At 70.6% G+C, this 22,691-nt stretch carries 24 protein-coding genes; 9 read left to right on the plus strand and 15 right to left on the minus strand.

Annotation, left to right across the window (positions count from 1 at the left end; genetic code table 11):
- Positions 1-20 precede the first annotated feature (20 nt).
- Entirely contained in the window at positions 21-731 is a 711-nt protein-coding gene (locus ACIBK3_RS20310; RefSeq protein WP_399367182.1) for a DUF305 domain-containing protein, read from the minus strand.
- 190 nt (positions 732-921) lie between these two features.
- On the opposite strand from ACIBK3_RS20310, the gene ACIBK3_RS20315 reads away from it, so the two are divergent.
- On the plus strand, positions 922-2,424 hold the full coding sequence (locus ACIBK3_RS20315) for an LVIVD repeat-containing protein (protein ID WP_399367183.1): 1,503 nt from the start codon (positions 922-924) through the stop codon (positions 2,422-2,424).
- On the opposite strand, the gene ACIBK3_RS20320 is transcribed toward ACIBK3_RS20315, so the two are convergent.
- From ACIBK3_RS20320 to ACIBK3_RS20345, 6 genes are all read right to left on the minus strand, one after another.
- Entirely contained in the window at positions 2,412-3,101 is a 690-nt protein-coding gene (locus ACIBK3_RS20320) for a TetR/AcrR family transcriptional regulator (RefSeq protein ID WP_399367185.1), read from the minus strand. The genes ACIBK3_RS20315 and ACIBK3_RS20320 overlap by 13 nt on opposite strands.
- A gap of 287 nt (positions 3,102-3,388) precedes the next feature.
- A complete protein-coding gene (locus ACIBK3_RS20325; protein WP_399367187.1) occupies positions 3,389-3,604 on the minus strand; it encodes a hypothetical protein in 216 nt (71 codons plus the stop codon).
- Between the two features lie 184 nt (positions 3,605-3,788).
- Positions 3,789-4,481: an HAD family hydrolase gene (locus tag ACIBK3_RS20330; RefSeq protein WP_399367189.1), complete on the minus strand. Its 693-nt coding sequence runs from the start codon at positions 4,479-4,481 to the stop codon at positions 3,789-3,791.
- A 20-nt stretch (positions 4,482-4,501) separates the two neighbouring features.
- Positions 4,502-5,173, minus strand: a complete 672-nt coding sequence (locus tag ACIBK3_RS20335) for a phosphatase PAP2 family protein (protein ID WP_399367191.1) — start codon at positions 5,171-5,173, stop codon at positions 4,502-4,504.
- Positions 5,174-5,444: 271 nt separating this feature from the next.
- Positions 5,445-6,377, minus strand: coding sequence for a M56 family metallopeptidase (locus tag ACIBK3_RS20340; RefSeq protein ID WP_399367193.1), 933 nt, complete (start codon positions 6,375-6,377; stop codon positions 5,445-5,447).
- Positions 6,378-6,545: 168 nt separating this feature from the next.
- Positions 6,546-7,085 (minus strand): DUF5134 domain-containing protein, encoded by a 540-nt coding sequence (locus ACIBK3_RS20345; protein ID WP_399367194.1) that lies wholly within the window; start codon positions 7,083-7,085, stop codon positions 6,546-6,548.
- A 209-nt stretch (positions 7,086-7,294) separates the two neighbouring features.
- On the opposite strand from ACIBK3_RS20345, the gene ACIBK3_RS20350 reads away from it, so the two are divergent.
- The gene (locus tag ACIBK3_RS20350; protein WP_399367196.1) at positions 7,295-9,160 is read left to right on the plus strand and encodes an FUSC family protein; all 1,866 of its coding nucleotides are present in this window, start codon (positions 7,295-7,297) and stop codon (positions 9,158-9,160) included.
- Entirely contained in the window at positions 9,157-9,705 is a 549-nt protein-coding gene (locus tag ACIBK3_RS20355; RefSeq protein ID WP_399367198.1) for a MarR family winged helix-turn-helix transcriptional regulator, read from the plus strand. Before ACIBK3_RS20350 ends, ACIBK3_RS20355 begins: the two co-directional genes overlap by 4 nt.
- Before the next feature lie 75 nt (positions 9,706-9,780).
- Here the strand turns inward: ACIBK3_RS20355 and ACIBK3_RS20360 are convergent, their stop codons facing one another.
- The 3 genes from ACIBK3_RS20360 to ACIBK3_RS20370 all read right to left on the minus strand — a co-directional run bounded on the left by ACIBK3_RS20360 (position 9,781) and on the right by ACIBK3_RS20370 (position 12,151).
- On the minus strand, positions 9,781-10,554 hold the full coding sequence (locus ACIBK3_RS20360; RefSeq protein WP_399367807.1) for a hypothetical protein: 774 nt from the start codon (positions 10,552-10,554) through the stop codon (positions 9,781-9,783).
- Between the two features lie 188 nt (positions 10,555-10,742).
- Complete coding sequence (locus tag ACIBK3_RS20365; RefSeq protein ID WP_399367201.1) at positions 10,743-11,507, minus strand: VOC family protein; 765 nt, start codon at positions 11,505-11,507, stop codon at positions 10,743-10,745.
- Positions 11,508-11,758: 251 nt separating this feature from the next.
- Positions 11,759-12,151, minus strand: coding sequence for a VOC family protein (locus tag ACIBK3_RS20370; RefSeq protein WP_399367203.1), 393 nt, complete (start codon positions 12,149-12,151; stop codon positions 11,759-11,761).
- A 72-nt stretch (positions 12,152-12,223) separates the two neighbouring features.
- Between ACIBK3_RS20370 and ACIBK3_RS20375 the strand changes: the two genes are divergently transcribed.
- Positions 12,224-12,763: a GNAT family N-acetyltransferase gene (locus ACIBK3_RS20375; RefSeq protein WP_399367205.1), complete on the plus strand. Its 540-nt coding sequence runs from the start codon at positions 12,224-12,226 to the stop codon at positions 12,761-12,763.
- Between the two features lie 23 nt (positions 12,764-12,786).
- On the opposite strand, the gene ACIBK3_RS20380 is transcribed toward ACIBK3_RS20375, so the two are convergent.
- A complete protein-coding gene (locus ACIBK3_RS20380) occupies positions 12,787-13,470 on the minus strand; it encodes a glycerophosphodiester phosphodiesterase (RefSeq protein WP_399367206.1) in 684 nt (227 codons plus the stop codon).
- A 286-nt stretch (positions 13,471-13,756) separates the two neighbouring features.
- On the opposite strand from ACIBK3_RS20380, the gene ACIBK3_RS20385 reads away from it, so the two are divergent.
- From ACIBK3_RS20385 to ACIBK3_RS20405, 5 genes are all read left to right on the plus strand, one after another.
- Positions 13,757-15,154, plus strand: coding sequence for a DUF6421 family protein (locus ACIBK3_RS20385; RefSeq protein WP_399367208.1), 1,398 nt, complete (start codon positions 13,757-13,759; stop codon positions 15,152-15,154).
- Between the two features lie 41 nt (positions 15,155-15,195).
- Positions 15,196-15,942, plus strand: a complete 747-nt coding sequence (locus ACIBK3_RS20390; protein WP_399367809.1) for an SDR family NAD(P)-dependent oxidoreductase — start codon at positions 15,196-15,198, stop codon at positions 15,940-15,942.
- On the plus strand, positions 15,939-17,018 hold the full coding sequence (locus ACIBK3_RS20395) for a threonine aldolase family protein (RefSeq protein ID WP_399367211.1): 1,080 nt from the start codon (positions 15,939-15,941) through the stop codon (positions 17,016-17,018). The genes ACIBK3_RS20390 and ACIBK3_RS20395 overlap by 4 nt, the downstream gene beginning before the upstream one ends.
- 87 nt (positions 17,019-17,105) lie before the next feature.
- Positions 17,106-17,678, plus strand: coding sequence for a transglutaminase domain-containing protein (locus tag ACIBK3_RS20400; protein ID WP_399367212.1), 573 nt, complete (start codon positions 17,106-17,108; stop codon positions 17,676-17,678).
- Positions 17,679-17,757: 79 nt separating this feature from the next.
- Positions 17,758-17,979 carry a hypothetical protein gene (locus ACIBK3_RS20405; RefSeq protein ID WP_399367214.1) on the plus strand — a complete coding sequence of 74 codons (222 nt, stop codon included), beginning with the start codon at positions 17,758-17,760 and terminating at the stop codon, positions 17,977-17,979.
- Positions 17,980-18,117: 138 nt separating this feature from the next.
- Here the strand turns inward: ACIBK3_RS20405 and ACIBK3_RS20410 are convergent, their stop codons facing one another.
- From ACIBK3_RS20410 to ACIBK3_RS20425, 4 genes are all read right to left on the minus strand, one after another.
- The gene (locus tag ACIBK3_RS20410) at positions 18,118-18,954 is read right to left on the minus strand and encodes a carbohydrate ABC transporter permease (RefSeq protein ID WP_399367216.1); all 837 of its coding nucleotides are present in this window, start codon (positions 18,952-18,954) and stop codon (positions 18,118-18,120) included.
- Positions 18,951-19,925, minus strand: coding sequence for a carbohydrate ABC transporter permease (locus tag ACIBK3_RS20415; protein ID WP_399367811.1), 975 nt, complete (start codon positions 19,923-19,925; stop codon positions 18,951-18,953). The genes ACIBK3_RS20410 and ACIBK3_RS20415 overlap by 4 nt, the downstream gene beginning before the upstream one ends.
- Positions 19,926-19,957: 32 nt before the next feature.
- Positions 19,958-21,262: an ABC transporter substrate-binding protein gene (locus ACIBK3_RS20420; RefSeq protein ID WP_399367218.1), complete on the minus strand. Its 1,305-nt coding sequence runs from the start codon at positions 21,260-21,262 to the stop codon at positions 19,958-19,960.
- A gap of 108 nt (positions 21,263-21,370) precedes the next feature.
- On the minus strand, positions 21,371-22,594 hold the full coding sequence (locus ACIBK3_RS20425; protein ID WP_399367220.1) for an aminotransferase class V-fold PLP-dependent enzyme: 1,224 nt from the start codon (positions 22,592-22,594) through the stop codon (positions 21,371-21,373).
- Positions 22,595-22,691 lie beyond the last annotated feature (97 nt).

Raw genomic sequence — 22,691 nt, forward strand, 5'->3', positions numbered from 1 at the left:
GGTCGCTGTGAAGCGACAGGTCACAGCATGGTCCGCATCCGCGTGATCTCGCTAGTCTGCTGAGCGATCACGTCGTCGGCCATCTCCTCGATCCGCACGTTGTTGCCCTGGCCCTTGACGTCCGTGGCCATCCTGATCGCCCCCTCGTGGTGGGTGATCATCAGGGTGAGGAAGAGCTGGTCGAAGGCCGCGCCCCGGGCCGCGCGCAACTTCTTCAGCTGCGCCTCGGTCGCCATGCCGGGCATCGGGGTGTGCGTGTGGCTCTCGCCCTTCTCACCGTGCCCCTCCATCTCGCCGTTCTCGCCCGATTCACCGTTCCCCGCTGTCTCGTCCTTGCCGTACTCCTTCAACCAGCCCCGCATGCTGCTGATCTCCGGGCCCTGCGCGGCCGCGATCCGGTCGGCGAGCGCCTCAACGGTCGTGGACCGGCCGCGGTCCGGGACGAGTTCGGTCATCTCCAGGGCCTGGGTGTGGTGGGCGATCATCATGCGGGCATAGTCGACATCCGCCGTGTTGGGGGTGTCGTCGTCGACGCGCTGCGCCTGCGCGTCCTCGGCGGACATCGTCCGGTTGGCCTCGCCGGGCTTGCCGGGCACCAGGACCGAAGGGCCGCCGGCGGCGGCCTGCGCGGGGTCGTCCGGGCCGGCGTCGCAGGCCCCGAGCGCGAGCGTGGCGAGGGCGGTCAGCGCGGCCGTGGCGAGGGGGACGCGCAACGCGCGGTGGAAGGGCACAACGACCTCCTGTGGCAGGCGGGATGAGGGGCACCGCGTGAGTGCTGACGACCGTCCTAGCACGCTTGAGCGCGTGAATGATCGAAAACCTTCATTACAGGTTCGTTGCCCTCTGTTGATATGTGCATGGTGAAGACGATACTGCGGGGTGGATGATCCGTTCACACTGAACGGAACCAGAGAGGAAGCAGTGATCTTGTTGAACAACCCCCGAACGCGGCGCAGACGCCTGGGAGTTGTGGCGGCGGCGGCAGGCCTGCTCGGCGCGCTGCTGACGGCTGTTCCGGCGGCCGCGACCCCCGACCCCGGGGATTCTCCGGCCGCGGGCAAAGAGGTGTCCAAGAGCGTCGAGGCCCAGGTCCGGGCGGCGATCGCCGAGGACGAGATACCGGCCCCTGGCGAGGTCGTCCACTCCGCCAACATCGAGCACCTCGTGAACGTCCCCAAGGACGTGCTGCCCGGCATCAATTCGGACCTCGCCTTCCAGGGCAAGTACGCCTTCGCCGGCAACTACGACGGCTTCCGCGTCTTCGACATCAGCAACCCGAAGGCGCCGAAGACCGTCGCCCAGGTCCTGTGCCCGGGCTCGCAGAACGACATCTCCGTCTCCGGGAACCTGCTGTTCCTGTCCACGGACTCCTCGCGCAGCGACAGCAGTTGCAACAGCACCACGCAGCCCGCGACCGAGAAGTCGTCGTGGGAGGGCATGAAGGTCTTCGACATCAGCGACAAGACCAACCCGAAGTACGTCGCCGCCGTCGAGACCGCCTGCGGCTCGCACACCCACACGCTGGTGCCCGAGCGCAGGAACGTCTACGTCTACGTCTCCTCGTACTCGCCGAGCGCCACGTACCCCGACTGCCAGCCGCCGCACGACGGCATCTCGGTCATCAAGGTTCCGCGCAGCGCCCCCGAGAAGGCGGCGGTCGTGAACTTCCCGGTGCTCTTCCCCGGTGAGGGCCCGGACGGCGGCGGCAACCCCGGTTCGCCCACCAACCCGGGCGTCTCCAAGACCACCGGCTGCCACGACATCACCGTGCTGCCCTCGAAGGACCTGGCGGCGGGCGCCTGCATGGGCGACGGCATCCTGTTCTCCATCAAGGACCCGGAGCATCCCAAGGTCATCGACCGCGTCCAGGACAACGTGAACTTCGCGTTCTGGCACTCGGCGACCTTCAACCAGAGGGCCGACAAGGTCGTCTTCACCGACGAGTTGGGCGGCGGCGGCGCCGCCACCTGCAACGCGGAGATCGGCCCGAACCGCGGTGCCGACGGCATCTACGACATCGTCGGCCGGGGCGACCACCGCAAGCTGGTCTTCCGCAGCTACTACAAGATCCCCCGCCACCAGGCCGCCACCGAGAACTGCGTGGCCCACAACGGCTCGCTGATCCCGGTCAAGGGCAAGGACCTCATGGTCCAGGCCTGGTACCAGGGCGGCGTCTCCGTCTGGGACTTCACCGACTCCTCGAAGCCCAAGGAGATCGCCTACTTCGAACGCGGCCCGCTGACCACCGACGCGCTCACCGTCGGCGGCTCCTGGTCGGCGTACTACTACAACGGCTACATCTACTCGAACGACATCGCCAAGGGCTTCGACGTGCTGAAGCTCAGCGACCGGCGCACCGACCCGGCCAAGCGGGTCCGGCTGGGCGAGCTCAACGTCCAGACGCAGCCGGACTACTTCGACTGACCGCCCGGGCCGTACTCCGGTGCGGCCCCGGTCGCGAAGAACCTCGACAGATCCGTGTCGCAGGCCCCGCCGGACACCGCCGTGGTGTCCGGCGGGACCCCCTGCTCCCAGTCGATCCGGTAGCGCTTGAACAACTCGGCCCGCAGCTCCGGCACGGGCATCGGCGCGCCGGGCAGCAGCGCCGCGTAGACGGCCCCCATGAGCAGCGCGCGCAGCATCGGGTAGTCGGTGTCGACATCCTGCGAGCCGTTGCGCTCCACGGTGTCGCGCAGCAGCTCGGCCAGCCGCCGCTGCTCCGGGCACGGTACGAAACCCTCCGCCTGCAGCAGCCCGGCCATGTGCTGGCGCATCAGGACGGGCCGCTCCCGCGCCAGGCCCAGGATCGCGTCGATGGCCCGCGCCATCCGCTCCCGGCCGTCCTCGGTGCGCGGTTCGCGCTCCAGCGCCTCCTCCAGCGTGCGGTGCATCAGCCGGTGGACGGCGGACTGGACCAGCGGGCGCTTGCCGGGGAAGTAGTACGACACCAGGCCGCGCGCCGATCCGGCCCGGTCCGCGATGTCGCCGAGCGTCGTCGCCTCGTACCCGTGCTCGCTCACCAGCTCGACCGCCGCTTGCAGGAGCCGCTCCCGGGAACGCCGGCGCAACTCTTCATTGACCGAGGCGCTGCGCGGAGACATGCTGTAACTCCTGTGTTGACTGGCTGCCAGCCAACTATACTCAGGACACCCGGGGCGGTTCCTCAGCGGAACTGCCCGGGTTGCCGTCTGCCCTGGGCGACGCGGGGGATCGTCCAGGGTGGGCGAGGCAAGGTGGGCCACGGGCCCGACCAGCCTCGCATCCGCTCGCTGCCCGGATGCGGCGGGCGCCCTCCGAGTCGTACAGGGGATCCACGGGGCCGGTCCACGGCCGACGTCCTGCTTGTCTGCGACTCGACGCCATCGCCGCCGGCGCTGACAGCGCCGCCTCAGTGTTCCCACGCGTCGGGCCCGCCGCCGCGCCATTCGATGAGCGGGGACCGGACGACGTCCATCTCGTCCCAGTCCTGCAGGCCGGCTTCCTGGAGGAAGGCGGCGATGTCCACCAGCCCGTACGCGATCCCGACGAAGTGGCCGCCCACTCGGACGCGCCGGCCGCCGTCTTCGGCGGGCGGGTAGACGATGACGGCTGTGGTGGAGGTCATGCGTCTACGGTCACGTGAGGTGCCGCTCGGGGCCTGGTGGGGTGGACTGATCGTGGCACGGCGCCGCTCGACGGCACGTGGCGGAGGGGCACGGGCGGGCGACGTCGCCGAGGGGCACGGGTGGGCGACGTCGCCGAGCCGGACCGAGCCCACCGTCACGAGCCCCACCCGAGGGGCACCCGGGTCAGCCGACCAGGTTCAGCACCGGCCGTAGTCCGTCCGGTCGCTGCGGCGCCGGCAGGTGGTCCACGAAGTGCACCGCACAGCCCAGGGCCGCCGCGCCGCCGTCCGCCCGCCGGTCGTCGCCGACCATGAGGACCTCCCGGGGATCCACGTCGAGGGCCGTGCAGGCTTTCTCGAACAGCCGCGGGTCCGGCTTCTGGATGCCGTGTTCGTACGACAGGACGTACGTGTCGACGTAGGCGTCGAGCCCGTGCTCGCGGAACACCGGTCGCAGGTCCCAGCCGATGTTGCTGACCACGCCGACGGCGATCCCGCGTTCGCGCAGAGTGCGCAGCACCTCGACGGCGTCGGGATACGGGGACCAGGCGGCCGGGGTCATGTGCCGGTCGTACAGCGCGTCGTGCAACGCCGGGTCGGGCAGGGGTACGTGCCGGGCGAGTCCGGTGTAAGCGGCCCGGTGCAGCTCGGAGCTCTGGTCACGGATCTCCCAGACGCAGGCGAGGTCGTCGGGGACCGGCTGCGGGGCGGGGGCCCCGCCGGGCAGGGCACCCAGGTCCTCGAGGGCCCGCGCGGCCCGCAGCAACTCGGCTTCGGCGAGGGAGAGTCCGGCCTCCGTCAGGACGGCTCGCAACCACGACTCGCTGGACTCGATGCGGAAGAGGGTTCCTGAGAAGTCGAACAACACGGCAGGCATGGCGTGATCCTACGAGCCGGTCAGGGCCGCCACCGCAGCTGGGCCAGCACCGCGAGGGCCACCGTCAGAGCGCCGAGGAGCCAGCCGCCGATCACGTCCGTGGCCCAGTGGACGCCCAGCCAGATCCGCGTCATGCCGACGCCGACGACGCAGACCACGGACACGGCCAGGGCCGTGAGCCACAGGGCGCGGGCGACGCCGTGGCGGTGCAGCAGCCACAGCAGGAGACCGCACACCACCATGGCGGTCATGGCGTGGCCCGACGGGAAGGCCGCGTAGTGGGCCGTGTCGACGGGGTCGGACCAGACAGGCCGCGAGCGCCCGACCGCGGCCTTCAGGAACTGCTGCAGCAGCGTGCCCAGCGCGCAGGTCACCGTCAGCCACGCGGCCGTCCACCAGTCGGCCCGCCGCCACACCAGCCACACCACGACGGCCGCGACGACGATGCGCAGCGTCCACGGGTCCCATACCCAGTCCGTCAGGATGCGGAAGGCGTGGGTGACGCCGCGCTCGTCGACCGCCCAGCGGTGGGTGGTGCGGGCGATGTCCCCGTCGAAGCTGATCAGGGGCGGCCACGCGGCCGCGACCAGCACCAGGAGCAGCGTGGAGCACAGCGCGAGGGCACCGGCCGCGCGGGCGGCGGCGCGGTGCGCCGGACGGCGGGGCGGGGAGTCGACGTGCGGGGTGTGCATGCTGCGATCCTCGCCGACCCGTGGGGCGCGAGGCCAATCCCGTGCAACGCCGGATCGACATGGCGGCGGCCGCGGGATGACGTCGGAGTGTCACCGGAAGCGTCTGGCCTCCTGATTCGGGGCTACTGATGCGGACGGCCTGATGCGGAGGCCTGATTCGGGGGTACGCATTCGGAGGGCCGCATGCGAAGGCCCTGCTGCGGAGAGTCTGTTTCGGGGGCCCTGACACGGCGCCCGATATCCGCACTCCTGCGCTGGGGTGCCCCGGCGGTCACCCCAGCGCCCGCAGCCCCGGCATGAACGCCACCAGCAGCGGGACGACCGGGACCAGCGCGGCGGTGGCGGTCAGCCGCAGGCGGCGGGCCGCCGTGAGCCGGTCCGGGGGAGCGAGCAACCGGTGCACCCGCTCGGGCAGATGGGCGTGCGGGGTCGGGGCGGGGCCGAACACACCCCGGTCCTCGTTGAGTTCGACCAGGGCGAGCGCGGTGGTCAGCCGGCCGAAGCGGCGGGACGCCATGTCGTCGGCGGCCAGTTCGACCAGCCGGTGCATCCCGTCACGGAACGCGGCGAACACCGGAACCTGCGGAAACCCGCCGGCCAGCGCGGCCGAGCAGTGCAGCAGCCAGTCGTGCCGGGCCTGGGCGTGCCCCTCCTCGTGCGCGACGAGGGCGTCCAACTGTCGCCCCCGCAGACGCCGCAACGCGGCCGTGGTGACGACGAGGCGAGGTGCCGCACCAGGCAGCCACCAGGCGTCGGACCGCTCACCCTCCAGCACCACGAGCCGGCTGCCCGGATCCTCGCCGGGCAACAGCGGCGCGCGTACGAGGAGTTCGGCGCGTCGCAGCCGACGCCGGGCCCGCGCCCGTACGACCTCACGCACCAGCATCACCGCGCTCCACACCCCGCCGCAGGCCAGCACCACCGCGGTCGGCGCGGCCCACGGACCGGCCGTACCCAGCGCGTACGCCCCCACCACGGCGCGCGGAGCCGGGGCGAAGACCTGGCCCCGCACCGCCTGCCAGGCCACCGCCGCGCTGAGCGTCATCGACAGCGCGCAGCACAGCAGGACGGCTGCCACCACGCACTGCCACACCCACAGCGCGAGGACGGGTTCGCGGTCCGTCCAGTCGGCCCGGGCCAGCAGCCGGGGAGCGACGACGGCGGTCAGGGCGCCGAGCAGCAACAGTGCCGCGGGGAGCATCATGAAGGCAGCTTATGAGCGCCGAGCCGCTCAGGGGTACGGACCGCGACGCCGAAGTGACGCAGGCAACGGTCGCGTACGAAGACAGGGTCAGTACCAGCTCCCCGGAGTCCAGCCGTGATCCTCCGCGTCTCGCGATCCCCGGCGTCTCGGGATCCCCGGCGTCCCGCCTCACAGCGTCAGCAGCATCGCCACCATCGCGATCCCCATCGACAGCCGGCACGCCCGCGCCAGCTCCGGCCGGTCCCCCCATCCCACGGCCCCGCCCGCCGTGGCGGCCGGTATCAGCCGTACGCCGGACAGCAGCACGTACCCCGTGAAGTAGAACAGCAGCGTCCCGGTCACCAGCGGAATCCCGGCGCCGCCGTGCCCGGAGTGCTGTCCGGTGGAGGCGGCCATCACCGCCGCCATGTAGACCATGGCCGAGGCCCCCACCAGGTGGTGCAGATGACGGGTGCACGCCCGGGCCGCCCACAGGGCGTGCAGCGCCGCCACGCCGAACACCACGGCATAGGCGGGCCAGGTCCACGACGGCGGTGTGAACACGGCCGCCGGTACGGCCATCGCGGCCATCCCGAACCCCATCAGCGCCTCGCCGCCCGCGGCCCGGCGCTGCTCCTCCACGCGGCTGCGCATCCGCAGCAGGCAGTACGCCCCCGTCGCCGCGCACAACGCCACCAGCAGCCAGCCTGACGAAGCCGGTCCGTGCACGCCCACCTCCCCGCTCGACGATCGCTCGACGGTCGGTCAAGGGATGCCCGGGCCGCGCGGCGCGCAAGCGAGCGCAAGGGTGTACGTGGGGAGCACTCGACGGAGCACGGCAAGGCGGCGGGCATTTCGGGTACGTGATCCGGAACGTGATCCGGGAGGTGACCCGGGGGATATGTTTTACATGTAAAATACCTGCTAAACTTTCTCTTATGAGCCGTGCCACCCCCGCCACCGACGCCCCGCCCGCCCGCCGACTTCCGCTGGTCGGCGTGCTGCGGCTCGGCCGGCCCTCCGACATCTGGTTCAAGCCCGCCCTGAGCGTGGTCGTCGCGGTCGCGCCGCCCAATCTGATCCTCCTGGCGCTCGGCCGGCTCGACCTGGCGATGTACACGATGGCCGGGTCTCTGTGCGCCCTGTACGCCCACAACCGCCCGTACTCCGCCCGGGCCCGTGCCCTGGCGTGGGTCGTCCTCGGTATGCTCGGCGGTCTCGGTACGGCCCTGGTCGCGGCCTCGCTCACCGGCAGCGCGATCGTCCTGGTGACCGTCGGTGCCGTCCTGGCCGCAGTTCAGAAGACGCTGTGCGACGCCACCCGCGTCGGGCCGCCCGGGAACGTGGTCCTCACCTTCATCAGCTCCGCCGCGCTGTTCGCGCCGCAGACCCTCGGACAGGTGCCGGGCCATCTGGGGCTGGCCGCCGCGACCGGCCTGTGGGCCTGGGCCGTCGGCATGGCGCCCGGGCTGCTGCGTCCGCACGGCCCGGAGCGCCGTGCCACCGCGCAGGCCCTGAACACGGCCGCCGCCTACGCCGACACGGGCGGCACCGGCGACGGCCACGCCAGGGCCCGGGCCGCCGCGGCCGCCGCCGTGCAGGCCGCCTGGCAGTCCCTGCTGTCCGCCGGCGGCCGCACCGCGACCCACCGCACCCTCGAACGACTCCTCGTCCGCGCCGAGGTGGCCCTCGCCGCCCCCGCCGACACGGACCCGGAGCGGCTGCGCTCCTGGGCCCGCGCCCTGCGCGGCGCCGGACCGGTCCCGCGGGCGGGCGCCCGCCCGGACGAGGCGCAGAACGAGCCGACCGCCGGAGCACCGGCCAAGGCCGACCAGCAGCCAGGAAAGACCCCTGCCGGTGCCGGGCCGATGTCCGGCAAGTCCGACGAGCACCGTGAGGAGAGCCTTCCCGGAGCCGGACCGATGTCCGGTGAGAAGCGGGGGAAGCCCGCTGCCGGAGTCCGGACGACGTCCGACGAGGCCGCCGAACTCCTCGGTCTGGACGCCGAGCTCGCCGCCCCCGGCCGCCCGTGGTGGACCCGCCTCGGCCCCCTGGCCCCGCTGGCCCTGCGCACCGCGCTCGGCTGCGCCCTGGCCGGTTACGTCTCCCTCGCCCTCGGTGCCGGCCGGCCGTACTGGGCCCTGGTCACCGCCGCCTCGCTCTACCAGGCGAACCTCACCCTCACCTGGAGCCGGGGTGTCCAGCGTGTCGTCGGCAACCTGGTCGGCGTCCTCCTCTTCGCCGCCGTCGCCCCGCTGGCCCATCTCGGCCCGGCGGCGCTGGTCCTGTGCTGTCTCGCCTTCAACTTCGGCGCGGAGGCGCTGATCAGCCGCAACTACTGGCTCGGCAGTGTCTGCGTGACCCCGATGGCGCTGCTCATCACCGAGTTCGCCGGCTACCAGCAGCCCGGTCGGCTGATCGTCGAGCGGGCCGCGGACACCGTTGTCGGCGCCCTGGTGGGGCTGGTCGCGGCTGTCGCCGTCACCAACCGACGCGCGGGCGACCGTGTCGGCCACGCCCTGACCGGCGTCGAGCGGGCCCGCGAACGTGCGGCACGGCTCCTGGCGGAGCCGCACCCCGCCCCCGCCGCCATCGAGGCGGCCCGCCGGAGCCTGGCCGCCGCCCTGGTCGAGCTGCGCGGCACGGTCGAGGCCGCGTCCGGCGAGTGGTGGCAGCGTGCCCTGCCGCACGAGAGGGTCCTGCGCGCCGAACAGTCCGGACACCGTACGCTCGCGGCGACGGTTCGGCGCCAGGGACCGAACCCGGACCGGCACACGGACACGACGGAGGGCGTACGGCCATGACGGGGACCGACGGACGGCCGACCACGACACAGGACGTGAGAAGAAACGACACGGTCGCCGCGGTCGTCCGGCAGTGGCAGACCGTCCACCCCGACCTCGACACCGGCCCCATGGAGATCATCGGCCGCGTCAACCGCTGCGCGGCCCTCCTCCAGCAGGCCGAGGACGCCCCACTGCGCCGGGCCGGCCTCAGCCGCCCCGAGTTCGACCTGCTCGGCGCGCTGCGCCGCACCGGACACGAGCTGACCCCCGGCGAACTGGCCCGCGAGACCTTCTCCTCGGGCGCCGCGGTCACCAAGCGGCTCAAGGCCCTGACCGAGCGCGGCCTGGTCGAGCGACGCGGCGACGCCCGTGACCGCCGCGTCGCCCACGTCCGCCTCACGGACGCCGGCCGTGACCTGGTCAACGGCATCCTGCCCGAGCAACTCGCCTACGAGACCTCGGTGCTGTCCGGCATCGACCCCGCCCAGCAGGACGAACTGGCCTCGCTGCTCGCGGGGTTGCTGGGCCGGCTGGAGGGCCTGGCGGGAGTTCTGCGCCCCTGAGCGACTGTGGCGCCCTCCGGTTCCGCAGGTCTCGCGGGCGACGTGCCGCCGGTCAGCGTTCCGCGTACGCCCCCGTCATCGACCGGGCGACGGTGACGCGGCTGTTCCAGGCCCGGGCTCCTGGGGCCGCATGAGCCGGAGGTCCTCACCCCACGCGTCGAGCGTGGGGCCGTGACCGGCCCGCCGTGCCACCTCCTCGACCCGCGCGAACAGCCGCTGCTGCGGCCCCGCTTCACCGGTGGCCGCGATGCGTCCGATGGCATCCAGCAGGGTGTCCGTCTCCCACCCGGGCAGTGGGAACCGCTCCAGCTCCCACACCAGGTACTTGTTGTAGGGCCGTGGACGCCGGTCGAGTGCGAACAGCAGTTCCAGCAGCTGCCCCATGCTGTCGGCGGCATCCAGCCTGGCGGCCAGCGGATGGCCGTCGCGGGCGTTCTTGACGGACCGGTAGAGCGAGTTGGCGTAGGCGTCCAGCGAGCCGGCCGCCGCGTCGAACGCCTCGTCCTCGCCCAGGAGCGCCTTGGCCGCGACGATGGCCGCGATCTCCCCGTCGAGCCGGTCGAGCAGGACCCGGGCCCGGGCGAGGGCGTACCGCTCCCAGCCGCCGAGCCGGCGCAGAGCGTCGACCGTGGTGACGACGAGATCGAGGTCCGCGGAGCGATGGCCGTCGAGTGCCGCGAGCTCGCTCGGGGGCCCGTCGGCGAGGATCACGTACACGTCGTGGTCGGAGTGCTCGGTGGTCATGCCGTCGTGGGCGCGTGAGCCCTTCAGAAGGAGGCCGGCGACGGCCGGGTCGGCGGTGGCACGGGCGAGGAACGTGTCGTAGGGCAGCGGAGGTCGGTGCGTCATGTGCGTCATGGGGGATCTCCCGGGTGCGACGGGGCAGGAAACGCGGACCGCCCTCGCCGTCACGTCGACGGGAGGGTGGCCGCTCCGTCTGCGGCGGGCCGTGTGCCGCCGCACCGAGGATCAACGCACGCCTGAGACGTTATCCGGCCTCGGCGGCTGTCCGCATCCCTTTGTCGGTGCCCCGTTTCTCAACCCTCGTCCCCCGCGAGGTACACGCCGAACGCCGCTCCCCGCGGGTCCCGCAGTACGGCGATCCGGGGGCCGTCGGGAACGGAGGTGGGTTCCATGAGGACGGTGCCGCCCGCCGAGGTCGCGGTGGCCGTCGTGGCGTCCACGTCCTCGACGGCGAAGTACGGCAGCCAGTGCGGCGGCACTTCGGGCGGGAACTTGTCGTCCATGGTCACCATGCCGCCGAAGTCGGCGCCGTCGAGACCCCACTGGGTGTAGTGCTCCGAGGCGTTGACGCTCCAGCCGAACACCGTCGTGTAGAAGGCCTCGGCCCGCTCGGGGGCCCGGGTCAGAAGCTCCACCCAGCCCAGCGAACCGGGCGCGTTGAACAGGCCCGCGCCCGGGAAGGACCGGGCCTGCCAGAGCTGGAAGGCCGCGCCGGCCGGATCGAGGGCCACGGTGAAACGGCCCACGTCGAGCACGTCCATCGGGCCGACCAGGACCGTGCCGCCGGCCTCGGTGACCTTCCGCGCGGCGGCGTCGGCGTCCGTCACCGCGAACGACACGTTCCAGGCCACCGGCTGCGACTCCTGGTACAGCGGGGTCAGTGCCGCGACGGCCGCGTCGCCGAGGTGCGCGACGGTGTAGCCCCCGGCCTCCGTACGCGGATCCGTCTCGGGGCGCCATCCGAACAGCTGCGTGTAGAACCGCTTGGCCGCCTCCATGTCGTCGGTCCCCAGCTCCGTCCAGCAGGGGCCGCCGGTCACCGGCTTGTCGAACTTCATGGCGTTCCTCCCGCAGCGAGTCCCTCTGTGGCCCCCTCCAGCACGCTAAGCCCGGGCCACGGCCGCGGCCATCCGGCGGCGACAGGGCGACGCGCGGCGCGCGGACCGCCGTACCCTCGTCCAAACCGCACCGTATGGCGGCCTCCAGCGCACACCACTCAGGGCCCGGAGGTCCCCGCAGGTCCGCGCTCACGGTGCGCCGCTTCCGCCGCGACGATGGACCGCCGCTGGGAGTACCAGGCGGGCTGAGCTCAGATCCCGGGCCGGTACCGGATCGGATGGTCGGCCGGCACCTCCACCAGGACGATCCGTGTGCCGTCCGGATCCGTGATCCACATCTCGATGAGCCCCCACGGCTCCTTCACCGGCGGCCGCGTGATCTCGACGCCCCTGCCCCGCAGCTCCTCGTGGGCCGCGGCCACGTCCGCCACCTGGAGCCACAGCCGCACGGCCGGCGACGGCGGGACCTCCGACCGCCCCGAGAGTTCCAGGAACCCGCCGCCGAGGAAGTACACGATGCCGCGCTCCGGCCCCTCGCCGAACTCGCGGTAGACGGCGAGCCCCAGCTGCTCGCCGTAGAAGACACGGGACCGTTCGGGATCAGTGGGCCGCAACAGGGTCCGGCCACTCAGTACGTGCACCATGCACCCGGAGCCTAGTGGCAGCGCTACTCTCATCGGTGCCCGAGCCGCGCCGTAGAACCGGAGAACCGAGCCATGGGAACCACCGCCACCCGACTGACCTTCCGTGACGCCACCGATGCCGACGTGGACGCACTGGTCACGCTGATCGAGTCGGCGTACCGAGGGGACGCCGGCCGCGGCGGCTGGACCACCGAGGCGGACATCCTCGAAGGGCAGCGGACCGACCCGGAGGGTGTGCTGGAGGTCATCAAGGCGCCCGACAGCCGACTGCTCACGGTCGAGCGCGACGGGCAGGTCATCGCCTGCTGCCAGCTCGAACACCGCGGCGACCACGCCTACTTCGGGATGTTCGCGGTCAGCCCCGCGCAGCAGGGCGGCGGACTCGGCAAGCTGATCATCGCGGAGGCGGAGCGGCAGGCCCGTGAGACCTGGGGCGCCACGGAGATGCACATGACGGTGATCTCCGTACGCGAGGAGCTCATCGCCTGGTACGAGCGCCGCGGTTACCGCCGTACGGGAAAGACGACGCCCTTCCCGTACGGCGACGAGCGCTTCGGCATTCCGCAGCGCGACGACCTGCAGTTCGAGCTGCTGGTCAAGGAGCTCGCGTAGGCGATACCGCGCTCAGCCGGCCGTCACGCGGTGAAGCGGCCCGTGCGTTTGATCTCCGGGTAGTCGGTGGTCGCGCCGTCCAGCTCCAGCGCGCGCACCAGCCGCAGGTGCTCCTGTGTGTTCACGACCCAGCCGATGATCCTCAGGTCCGCCTTGCGGGCGAGCTCCACGACCTCCAGCGTGAGGCGGCGGATGTTGAGGCAGACGGTCGCGGCGCCTGCTTCCACCGCGCGGTCCACGATGTCGGTGCCGTACCGGCTGGCGATCAGCGCGGTGCGGACGCCCGGCAGCAGACGGGCGATCTCGGCGATCGCCTCGTCGTGGAACGAGGACACCTCCACCCGTCCGGTCAGGTCCCGGCGCTCCATGACCTCGGCGAGTGCCCGGGCCGCGGCCACGTCCTTGATCTCGGCCTGCAACGGCAGCCGTACGGCGTCCAGGACCTCCTCGAACACCGGGACCCGCTCGCCCCGCCCGGCGTCCAGGGCGCGCAGCTCGTCGAGGGTCTGCTCGGCGATCGGGCCGGTTCCGTCGGTCGTACGGTCCACGTCGGCGTCGTGCATGACGACGAGGGCCTCGTCCTTGCTCAGATGCAGATCGAGTTCGATGACGTCGAGGCCGGCCTGTTCGGCGGCGACGAAGGACCGGAGGGTGTTCTCGGGTTCGGCACCCATGACTCCGCGGTGACCGATGGTGAGGAAGTTCAACGTTCGACTCGCTTCCGTCGACGGCGGCTCGGCTCCCGGCGCGGGCCGGGGCGGACGGCCGCGCGGGCAGGTCCGCAGCAGCCTAACGGCCTCGCCCCGCGATGAACCCGCACCTGCGCCGGAAGCGGGCGGGTGAAGCGGAAGCAGCTGTCGGTGGGGTATCCGGCAGGAAAAAGTTCTGTGACGATGAGTGTGTGCCGGATAATCTCCCGATCCTGCACTTGCTGACCGAAACCGCGTATGTATACGGTCTCCTTACGCGAGGTTCTCCCGTGGAGGATGGGTCATGACGGAAATTCTTGTGCAGGTGGGTTCGGAGGAGCAGGTTCCTCCCGTGGTCAGGGTGGTGGAGCACCCGGCCTGGCCCGTGCTCAAGGATGCCGTGGAGCAGATCCGGCCCTGGCAGTCCAAGGACGGCTCCATCGACTTCGACGCCGAGGGCGCCCCGGAACCGGAGGTCGCGGAACTCGCCGTGCAGCGGGTCGTGCGTGCCGTCGAGGAGCTCTCCCCGCTGCTCCCGCACGACGGCGGCTACCACCAGGCTCTCGTCAAGGACCTGCACCGCTGGGCCGAGGGCGGCTTCCAGGTGCCGGACTTCCTCGACTCGCTGCTGGCCTTCCAGCCCGCCGCCCACCGCGCGGACGGCCTCCAGCACCTGGTCGTCTTCCCGATGTACACGCAGAACGGCAACCCGGACCGCAACCTCGAAGCGGTCGTGCTGCGCATGGTCTGGCCCGACTGGCTGGCCGAGCTGGAACGCACCCGATACGACAACCCGTTGTTCTGCGGCATCACGTTCGAGGACTTCACGGCGGGCTACGACACCAACTCCGCCGTCCTCTTCCCCGAGACCATCGCCGTGCGCGAGGCTCCCGAGCGGTTCAGCTGGGGCGGCATCTTCTGCGACCGCGAGGCCGCCCGCTTCCGCCGGGTCACCGAGGCCGCCGTCGACATCCTGGGCCTCGACCTCCCCGAGGACGTCGCCGCGATGGTCCACGACCAGAAGCGCTGCGAGGAGGCCTTCGTCCTGTGGGACATGGTCCACGACCGCACCCACAGCCACGGCGACCTGCCCTTCGACCCGTTCATGATCAAGCAGCGCCAGCCGTTCTGGATGTACGGCCTCGAAGAGCTGCGCTGCGACCTGACCGCCTTCAAGGAGGCCGTGAAGCTGCAGGCGGACGGTGTCCCGCAGGCCCGTGACGTGCAGTACGCGGTGCTCTTCGACCGCATGTTCCGCTTCCCGGTCACCGGGGAGCGGGTACGCAACTACGACGGCCTCGGCGGCCAGCTGCTCTTCGCCTACCTCCACAAGCACGATGTCGTCCGCTGGACCGACAACCAGCTGTTCATCGACTGGCAGCGCGCCCCGCAGGTCACCAACCAGCTGTGCGCCGACATCGAGCAGCTCTACCGCGACGGCATCGACCGCCCCAAGCTCGTGCACTGGTTCGCCGGCTACGAGCTGGTCGCCACCTACCTCGCCCCGCACCCAGGATCCAAGTGGGCCAAGGGTCCCGACGCGCTGGACCTGAGCCTGCCGCCGCGGAAACTCGTCGATGAGGTGCTTCCGGACGAGTTTCCGCTGAGCATGTTCTATGAGGCCCTCTCCAAGAAGCTGAAGAACGTGATCGCCTCCACGAAGGGCATCACGGCGGAGAGTGCCGAGCGGATCGCCGCGTGAGCGACCTGCGTACCGAGAACACTGCTCAGGAGGCGAAGGACATGAGGAACGGGGCTCTCAGCGGCGCGGTGATCGCGGTGGCCGGCGCGGGCGGACCCGCCGGGCGCGCGACACTGCTCAGGCTCGCCGAGGCGGGGGCGACCGTCGTCGGCGCGGACAACGATCCCGAGCGGCTGGCGGAGGCCGTCGACGCGGCCCGCTACAGCGCAGGCGGCGCCATGGTCACCGGCGAGACCGTCGACCTGCTCGACCTGGACTCGACCCATGACTGGGCCGTGCGTACCGAGAAGGAGTTCGGCCGGATCGACGGCCTGGTCCACCTGGTCGGCGGCTGGCGCGGGAGTGAGACGTTCATCAAGACCAGCCTGGACGACTGGGACTTCCTGGAACTGTTGCTCATCCGCACCGTGCAGCACACCTCGCTGGCCTTCTTCGAGCCCCTTCAGCGCAGTGAGCGCGGGCGGTACCTGCTCATCAGCGCGGCCGGCGCCACGAAGCCCAGCGCGGGCAACGCCGCGTACGCCGCAGCCAAGGCCGCCGCCGAAGCCTGGACGCTCGCGCTGGCCGACGCCTTCCGCAAGGCCGGGGGCGCCGGCGGGCCGACCTCCGCGGCTGCCATCCTGGTGGTGAAGGCCCTGGTGCACGAGGCGATGCGCGCCGACCGCCCCAACGCGAAGTTCGCGGGCTTCACGGACGTCAAGGACCTGGCCGACGCCGTCGTCGGCGTCTGGGGCAAGCCCGCCGCCGAAGTGAACGGAAACCGTCTGTGGCTGACCGAGAAGCCGTGAACCCTCCGAAGAGCGCCTTTACGCAGGCCCGCCGCCACCACGACCCGGACCTCCGCGGCTTCGCCAGCGACAACTACGCCGGAGCCCACCCGGAGGTGCTCGCCGCCCTGGCCCTGGCCAACGGCGGGCACCAGGTCGCGTACGGCGAGGACGCGTACACCGAGAACCTCCAGCAGATCGTCCGCAGCCACTTCGGCGCCACGGCCGAGGCGTTCCCGGTCTTCAACGGCACCGGCGCCAACGTGGTCGCGCTCCAGGCGGTCACCGACCGCTGGGGCGCGGTGATCTGCGCCGAGAGCGCCCACATCAACGTCGACGAGGGAGGCGCCCCCGAGCGCATGGGCGGCCTCAAGCTGCTCACCGTGCCCACGCCCGACGGCAAGCTCACCCCGGAGCTGATCGACAAGCAGGCGTACGGCTGGGAGGACGAGCACCGTGCGATGCCGCAGGTCGTCTCGATCACCCAGAGCACGGAGCTCGGCACCCTCTACACGCCGGAGGAGATCCGCGCGATCTGCGAGCACGCCCACGCGCGCGGGATGAAGGTCCACCTGGACGGCTCACGCATCGCGAACGCGGCGGCCTCGCTGAACGTTCCGATGCGGACGTTCACCAACGCGGTCGGTGTCGACATCCTCTCCCTGGGCGGCACGAAGAACGGCGCGCTCTTCGGCGAGGCGGTCGTGGTCATCGACCAGGACGCCGTCAGCCACATGAAGCACCTGCGCAAGCTGTCCATGCAGCTGGCCTCCAAGATGCGCTTCGTGTCGGTCCAACTGGAGGCCCTGCTCGCCAAGGACCTGTGGCTGCGCAACGCCCGCCATGCCAACGAGATGGCCCAGCGGCTGGCCGAGGGTGTGCGCGCCGTGCACGGCGTCGAGATCCTCCACCCGGTGCAGGCCAACGGTGTCTTCGCCAAGCTGCCGCACGACGTGAGCGAGCGTCTGCAGCAGCGGTTCCGCTTCTACTTCTGGGACGAGGCCGCGGGCGTGGTGCGCTGGATGTGCGCCTTCGACACGACCGAGGACGACGTGGACGCGTTCGTGGCGGCGCTGAAGGAGGAGATGGCGCGCTAGCGACGCCACCGGGGAACTGATGCATAGGTATGCGGTCATCCGAAAAACCATTGACTCTCGGGTGATCGCTTTCCTATGCTCGCCGGCATGGAGCTGATCCAGGAAACCTCGGACCTGTCCGCCTACTTGGCTGCCGACGAGGTCGTCGACCATGACCACCCGCGTGTACGGGAGGTCGCCGCCCGGCTCGCCAAAGAAGCCGATGACTCGTATGTCTATGCGCGGCTCGCGTTCGAGTTCGTGCGCGACACCATCGCGCACTCCCAGGACTCGGGTGACCCGCGCGTCACCTGGCGCGCCTCCGACGTCCTGGAGCAGGGCACCGGCATCTGCTATGCCAAGGCGCACGCGCTGGCCGCGCTGCTGCGGGCGGAGGACATCCCGACCGCGCTGTGCTACCAGAAGTTCGACGTGGTGCACGGCTTGGTCGCCGTGCGGTTCAACGGGGCCTGGCACCGACAGGACCCCCGGGGCAACAAACCGGGAGTGGACGCCCAGTTCTCCCTCGGTCAGGAGCGACTGGCCTTCACCCCCGACCCGGCGTCCAATGAGATGGACTACCCAGTCCTGTACGCTGAACCACATCCGGCCGTTCTGAGCGCCCTCAAGGCCGCCCCGGACCGTCCGTACCTCTGGAAGACGCTCCCCACCGCACTCTGAGGCTGCGAACTCCCCTGCGGGTCAGGGCACGGTACGTCCTGACGGTGATCGCCGTCACCATCGGTCCGCGAGAAGCCGCGTGACCTGGCCGTCGGCGGCGAACTGGTCGCAATCCGGGCCCGGCACCCGCTCGGGTTCCGCCGACGTGACGTCCGCGGTCCGGGACGCCGCCGACGGCCGGTTCGAGGATGACGCCACCGCGATGTGCCTGGACTGGCACGGCGCCGCCCACGAGACCCAGCGGCACGTGAGCTCCGGTGCGGACACCCGGCAGGCATCATCCGGCCGAACGAAGCAGTAGCCGTGCTCCATGGAACGCGGCGAGCGTTCCTCCCACGTGCCCCGGGCGGCCCGCACGCGTCGTCCGATGACGTCGCGGCGGAGGGTTGCCCGCACGGCCTCGGGCTGCGCGCCCGCAGTCCGGTGTCCGTGGCCCTTTTCAGCCCTTCACCGCACCGGCGGTGAGGCCCTGGACGATGTGGCGGCTGGCGAAGGCGAACAGCGCCATCGTCGGCAGGATGGTGAGGACCGCGGCAGCGGACATGGATCCCCAGTCGATGTTGAAGCTGGAGATGAAGCCGTTCAGCGCCGTGGGGACGGTCTTGTTCTTGTCGCTGTTCATCAGCGTCACGGACAGGAACAGTTCGTTCCAGCAGTTGACGAAGTTGAAGATGAACGCGGCCACGATCCCGGGACGCATGACCGGCAGCAGCACCCTGAACAGCGCTCCGAACCGGGACAGGCCGTCGATCATGGCGGCCTCCTCCAGCGCGTCCGGGATGTTCTCGAAGAAGCCGCGGAGCATCACCGTGCAGAAGGGGATGCACACGGCGACGTACACGAGGATGAGTCCGAGCCGGTTGTCGACCAGGTTGAGGTCGGTCATGAGCAGGTACAACGGGCCCAGCGCGATGAAGGTCGGGATCATCTGTGTGACCAGCGCGGCCATCAGCAGGGCGGACTTGGTGCGGAACTCGAAGCGGGCCAGTACGTAGGCCGAGAGCATCGAGATCGCGGTGGCCACCGCGCCCGCCACGGTCGCGACGACGAGGCTGTTGGTGAGGTAGACACCGAAGTCGGCCTTGCCGAAGAGCCCGCGGTAGTTCTCCAGCGAGAAGTGCTCGGGCCAGTAGGCGAGCGGGAACGTGAAGATGTCGCCGGGTGCCTTCAGCGACGTGACGGTGATCCAGTAGAGCGGGAAGGCGGTGAACAACAGCCACAGTCCCAGGAAGGTGAACTTGGTGGCCCGGCCCGCCGTGGACTCCTTGCCGATCACGGCTTCACCTCTCGCTTCTCGCGTGTGGCCAGGAGGAAGAAGACCGCGAACACCAGCAGCGTGGCGACGACGATGAGACCGAGCGCGGAGGCCCTGCCGTAGTCGCCCTGTTGGGTGATCTTGATCATCCACGTGGTCACGATGTGCGTCTCGTTGTCCGGCCCGCCGCCGGTCATCCCGAAGATCAGGTCGGGAAAGTTGAAGATCCAGATGACGCGCAGCAGCACGGTCAGCACGAGCGTGATCCGAATGTACGGAATGGTGATCTGGAACAGGGTGCGCACCTTGCCGGCGCCGTCGAGCGCCCCCGCCTCGTACAGCTCCTCGGGAACGGACTGCAGCGCGGCGAGGATCATGATGGTGAAGAAGGTGACGCCGTACCAGATGTTGGCGATCACCACGGCGAACATCGCCTTGTGCGGGTCGGCCAGCCAGGCGACCGGCTCGTCGATCAGGCCGGCCTTCTGCAGGAGGTCGTTGACGACACCGAACTCGCTGTTGAACATCCAGCGGAACAGGATGCCGATGAGGAAGCCGGAGATCGCCCAGGGGAAGAAGATCATTGCCTGGTAGAGGCCTCGGAAGCGGAACTTCCTGCGCAGCCACAGCGCGAGGGCGAAGCCGATCACCAACTGGGGCACGATCGACCCGAACACCCACACCACGGTGTTGCGGAGAACCGTGCCCCAGGTGGGGTCGGCGAAGACGTCGCGGAAGTTCTGCAGGCCCACCCAGGAGGTGTCGCTCAGGTCCGTCAGATTCCAGTGGCGGAAGGCCATCTGACTGCCGGCGATCATCGGGTAGTACGTGAAGACCGCCACGAAGACCGCGGCCGGAGCCATGAAGGCGGCGATGAGGAAGCCGCGCCTGGCGGTGAACTCCGGCCTGCGGCGGCCTCGTTGCGCGCCGCGGCCCGGCGGGGCGCCTCCTGTGCCGGAGGGCCCCGTCGACGCCGTTCGCGCCGTTTTCATGTTCTTCGTCGTTCCGGACGCGAGGGGCATGGCTAGTTCTCCTGCTGCCGCTTCTCGGTCCAGTACGCGTCCCAGCCGTCCAGCAGCCTCTCGGGTGTCGTCTTGCCGAGCACCATCTTCTGGATGTCGGCGTCGGCCTTCTGCTGCCACTGAGCCCACCAGGCCACGCCGCGTGGCTGGCTGACGTTGAGGTAGGTGTCCGGGTGCTCCGTCATGGTGACGTAGCTGGACCAGGGGCCGGTCTTGTAGAAGGGGTCCTCGGTCGCCGACTTGAGGATCGGCACCAGACTGTTCTTCTTGGTGAACGACGTCGACGCCTTGTCCTCGGAGAGGAACTCGACCAGCTTGACGGCCTGGGCCTTGTGCTTGCTGCCGTCCGCGATGCCCCAGCCGGCCGTGGCGAGCGGCTGTACGGTCTTGCCGCTGGGTCCTGCCACCAGCGGGGCGGTGTCCCACTGGTCCTTCGTGATCGCCTTGGACTGCGAGACGGTGGCGATCACTTCGGGGTCCTGCAGCAGGAAGGCGGTGGAGCCGTTGGAGAAGCCCTCGACCATCTCCGGATAGCCCCAGGACACCGACGACTTCGGGGACGCCTCCTTGAAGAGCCTGAGGTAGGTCTTCATCGCGTCGAGGGCCTCGGGTGCGGCGAAGATCGTGCTGCCGTCCTTCAGCTTGAAACCGTCGGCCGGGTCGATCTTGTCGGCGACGTACGCCTCGATGACGGCGGTGGCATTGCCGTTGGCGTTGACCCCGCCGCGGAAGGCGTACCCGTACCGGCGCTTGGCGGGATCGTTGATGGCGGAGGCCTGCTTGAGCAGTTCGTCCCAGGTGGCCGGGGGCTTGCTGAACCCGGCCTCCTTGATCAGGTCGGTGCGGTAGAAGACGCTCAGGCCGTAGAAGCCGTACGGGACGAAGTACGTCCTGCCGGCGGCGTTCTGGGAGGCCTTGACGGCGTTCTGAGTCATCGCCTGCCAGCCCTTCCAGGGCTTGAGGTCCTTCTTCATGTCGTAGAGCCAGCCGTTGTTCGACCACGGGCCCACTGTGGTGTCGCGCACCTCGAGGGTGTCCACGCCGCTGCCGGACTGGAGCATCTGCTGGATCTTCTGGTCCGCCTGCTCGGTGGGCGGCGAGATCAGATTGACCTTGATCTTGGGATTCCGCTCTTCGAAATCCGCTATGAGGCTCTTCAGCAGGTCCGTGCGGGCGGGGTTCGTCAGGCTCTCGACCATGTTGAGGGTGACCGTTCCGCCGGCATCCGCGCCACTCATGGCCGAACAGCCGGTCAAGGCCATGGTGGCGGCTGTGCCGAGGGCGAGAGCTGCCGTCCTTCTACTCATCGTGCCGACCTCTTTCTTGGATACGGGCGCACTGGCTTCGGGGGCGGGGGTCCGGGGGATGTGGTGTGCGAGAGAATCGCGGTGTCACGCCGTCGATTCGGTGGGCTGTCAGCGGGCCGCGCGGGCCCATTCGCCGATGACGGGAACGCAGTCCTCGGCGAAGTACTCGTAGTCGCCGGCGGTGTTGTAGACGTGTGCGGACAGCCGCAGGTAGCCGATGCCGCCGAAGCTGGTGAAGGCCGCCTCCACGCCCAGTTCCCGGGCCGCCCGGTCGCGCAGCGCGTCCGCCTCGACCCGGTCGGCGGCGAGGCCGGCGGGCAGTCGCACGAGACGCATCCCGGGCACCGGCATGCCCACGTCGACGATGCCGGGGACGGCGCCCCACTCGGCGAAAGCGGCTCCGACCAGGCGCTCGGCGTAAGTGGCGAGGTCGTCCATGTACTGGCGTGCGGTGTCCCAGCCCCAGGCGCGGTCGACGAAGTCCAGTGCCGTCGGCGCCGCGAGATAGCTGGTGACGTCCACCGTGCCCTGCTGGTCGAAGCGGTCGGGATAAGGATCGGCGGCACCCCAGGAGTCGATCAGCGGATACAGCTCCTCACGCAGCGCGCCCCGTGCGACCAGCGCGGCGGTGCCACGCGGCGCGCAGCCCCACTTGTGCAGGTTGCCGACCCAGAAGTCGCACGGCACGCCGTCCAGCGGGGCTGCGATCAGGCCGGGGGCGTGCGCACCGTCCACGAGCAGGGGGATTCCGCGCCGCGCGGCCTGGGTGCCGATCCGTTCCACCGGCATCCGGCGGGCGGTCGCCGAGGTGATCTGGTCGAGCACGATCAGATCCGTGGCGTCGTCGATCTCCGCCATCACGGCCTCGTACGCCTGCTCCTCGTCCGCGGCCAGCGGCACCCGGGCGGTGCGGACCTCGCCGCCCCAGCGGCGGGCCAGCCGTTCGGCCGCCATGGTCACGGCTCCGTAGCCGTGGTCGGTGACGACGATCGCGCCGCCGCGGCGGCGCGGAAGAGAGTTGAGGACGACGCTGACACCGGCACTCGCGTTGGGCACCAGCGCCAGGTCGTCGGGGGTGACCCCCAGGAAGGCGGCGATGCCGACACGCGTGTCGGCGATCTTCTGCGGCAGCGCGGGGAACCACACCACGGGAGAGCTGTCCATCTCGGCCCTGAGCTCGTTCTGCCGTTCCTGCGCCACCAGAGGGACCGCCCCGAACGAGCCGTGGTTCAGGTGCTTCATGACGGGGTCCAGCGACCACGCCCGGGCGGCGGGCAGGCCGTCCGCGAGCAGCAGGGGGCGCGGGGCGGTGGTGACCTCGGTCTCGCTCACATCACTCCACATCTACCGGACCTGAGTGCCCCCGGACGCCTGACGGCAGACGCCACAGTCGACGGGGAAACGTATGATGACTCGGCATCCTGGCATG

The organism is Streptomyces sp. NPDC050287, assembly GCF_044459385.1.
In the GTDB taxonomy this organism is placed as follows: Bacteria; Actinomycetota; Actinomycetes; order Streptomycetales; family Streptomycetaceae; genus Streptomyces.

Bases quoted from the DNA above. Each gene is read 5' to 3' on its own strand.
- ACIBK3_RS20330 (WP_399367189.1), bottom strand. From the start codon at position 4,481: ATGCCTGCCGTGTTGTTCGACTTCTCAGGAACCCTCTTCCGCATCGAG.
- ACIBK3_RS20385 (WP_399367208.1), top strand. From the start codon at position 13,757: ATGACGGAAATTCTTGTGCAGGTGGGTTCGGAGGAGCAGGTTCCTCCC.
- ACIBK3_RS20360 (WP_399367807.1), bottom strand. From the start codon at position 10,554: ATGACGCACCGACCTCCGCTGCCCTACGACACGTTCCTCGCCCGTGCC.
- ACIBK3_RS20350 (WP_399367196.1), top strand. From the start codon at position 7,295: ATGAGCCGTGCCACCCCCGCCACCGACGCCCCGCCCGCCCGCCGACTT.
- ACIBK3_RS20415 (WP_399367811.1), bottom strand. From the start codon at position 19,925: ATGAAAACGGCGCGAACGGCGTCGACGGGGCCCTCCGGCACAGGAGGC.
- ACIBK3_RS20320 (WP_399367185.1), bottom strand. From the start codon at position 3,101: ATGTCTCCGCGCAGCGCCTCGGTCAATGAAGAGTTGCGCCGGCGTTCC.
- ACIBK3_RS20325 (WP_399367187.1), bottom strand. From the start codon at position 3,604: ATGACCTCCACCACAGCCGTCATCGTCTACCCGCCCGCCGAAGACGGC.
- ACIBK3_RS20420 (WP_399367218.1), bottom strand. From the start codon at position 21,262: ATGAGTAGAAGGACGGCAGCTCTCGCCCTCGGCACAGCCGCCACCATG.
- ACIBK3_RS20340 (WP_399367193.1), bottom strand. From the start codon at position 6,377: ATGATGCTCCCCGCGGCACTGTTGCTGCTCGGCGCCCTGACCGCCGTC.
- ACIBK3_RS20390 (WP_399367809.1), top strand. From the start codon at position 15,196: ATGAGGAACGGGGCTCTCAGCGGCGCGGTGATCGCGGTGGCCGGCGCG.
- ACIBK3_RS20400 (WP_399367212.1), top strand. From the start codon at position 17,106: ATGGAGCTGATCCAGGAAACCTCGGACCTGTCCGCCTACTTGGCTGCC.
- ACIBK3_RS20375 (WP_399367205.1), top strand. From the start codon at position 12,224: ATGGGAACCACCGCCACCCGACTGACCTTCCGTGACGCCACCGATGCC.
- ACIBK3_RS20335 (WP_399367191.1), bottom strand. From the start codon at position 5,173: ATGCACACCCCGCACGTCGACTCCCCGCCCCGCCGTCCGGCGCACCGC.
- ACIBK3_RS20355 (WP_399367198.1), top strand. From the start codon at position 9,157: ATGACGGGGACCGACGGACGGCCGACCACGACACAGGACGTGAGAAGA.
- ACIBK3_RS20365 (WP_399367201.1), bottom strand. From the start codon at position 11,507: ATGAAGTTCGACAAGCCGGTGACCGGCGGCCCCTGCTGGACGGAGCTG.
- ACIBK3_RS20370 (WP_399367203.1), bottom strand. From the start codon at position 12,151: ATGGTGCACGTACTGAGTGGCCGGACCCTGTTGCGGCCCACTGATCCC.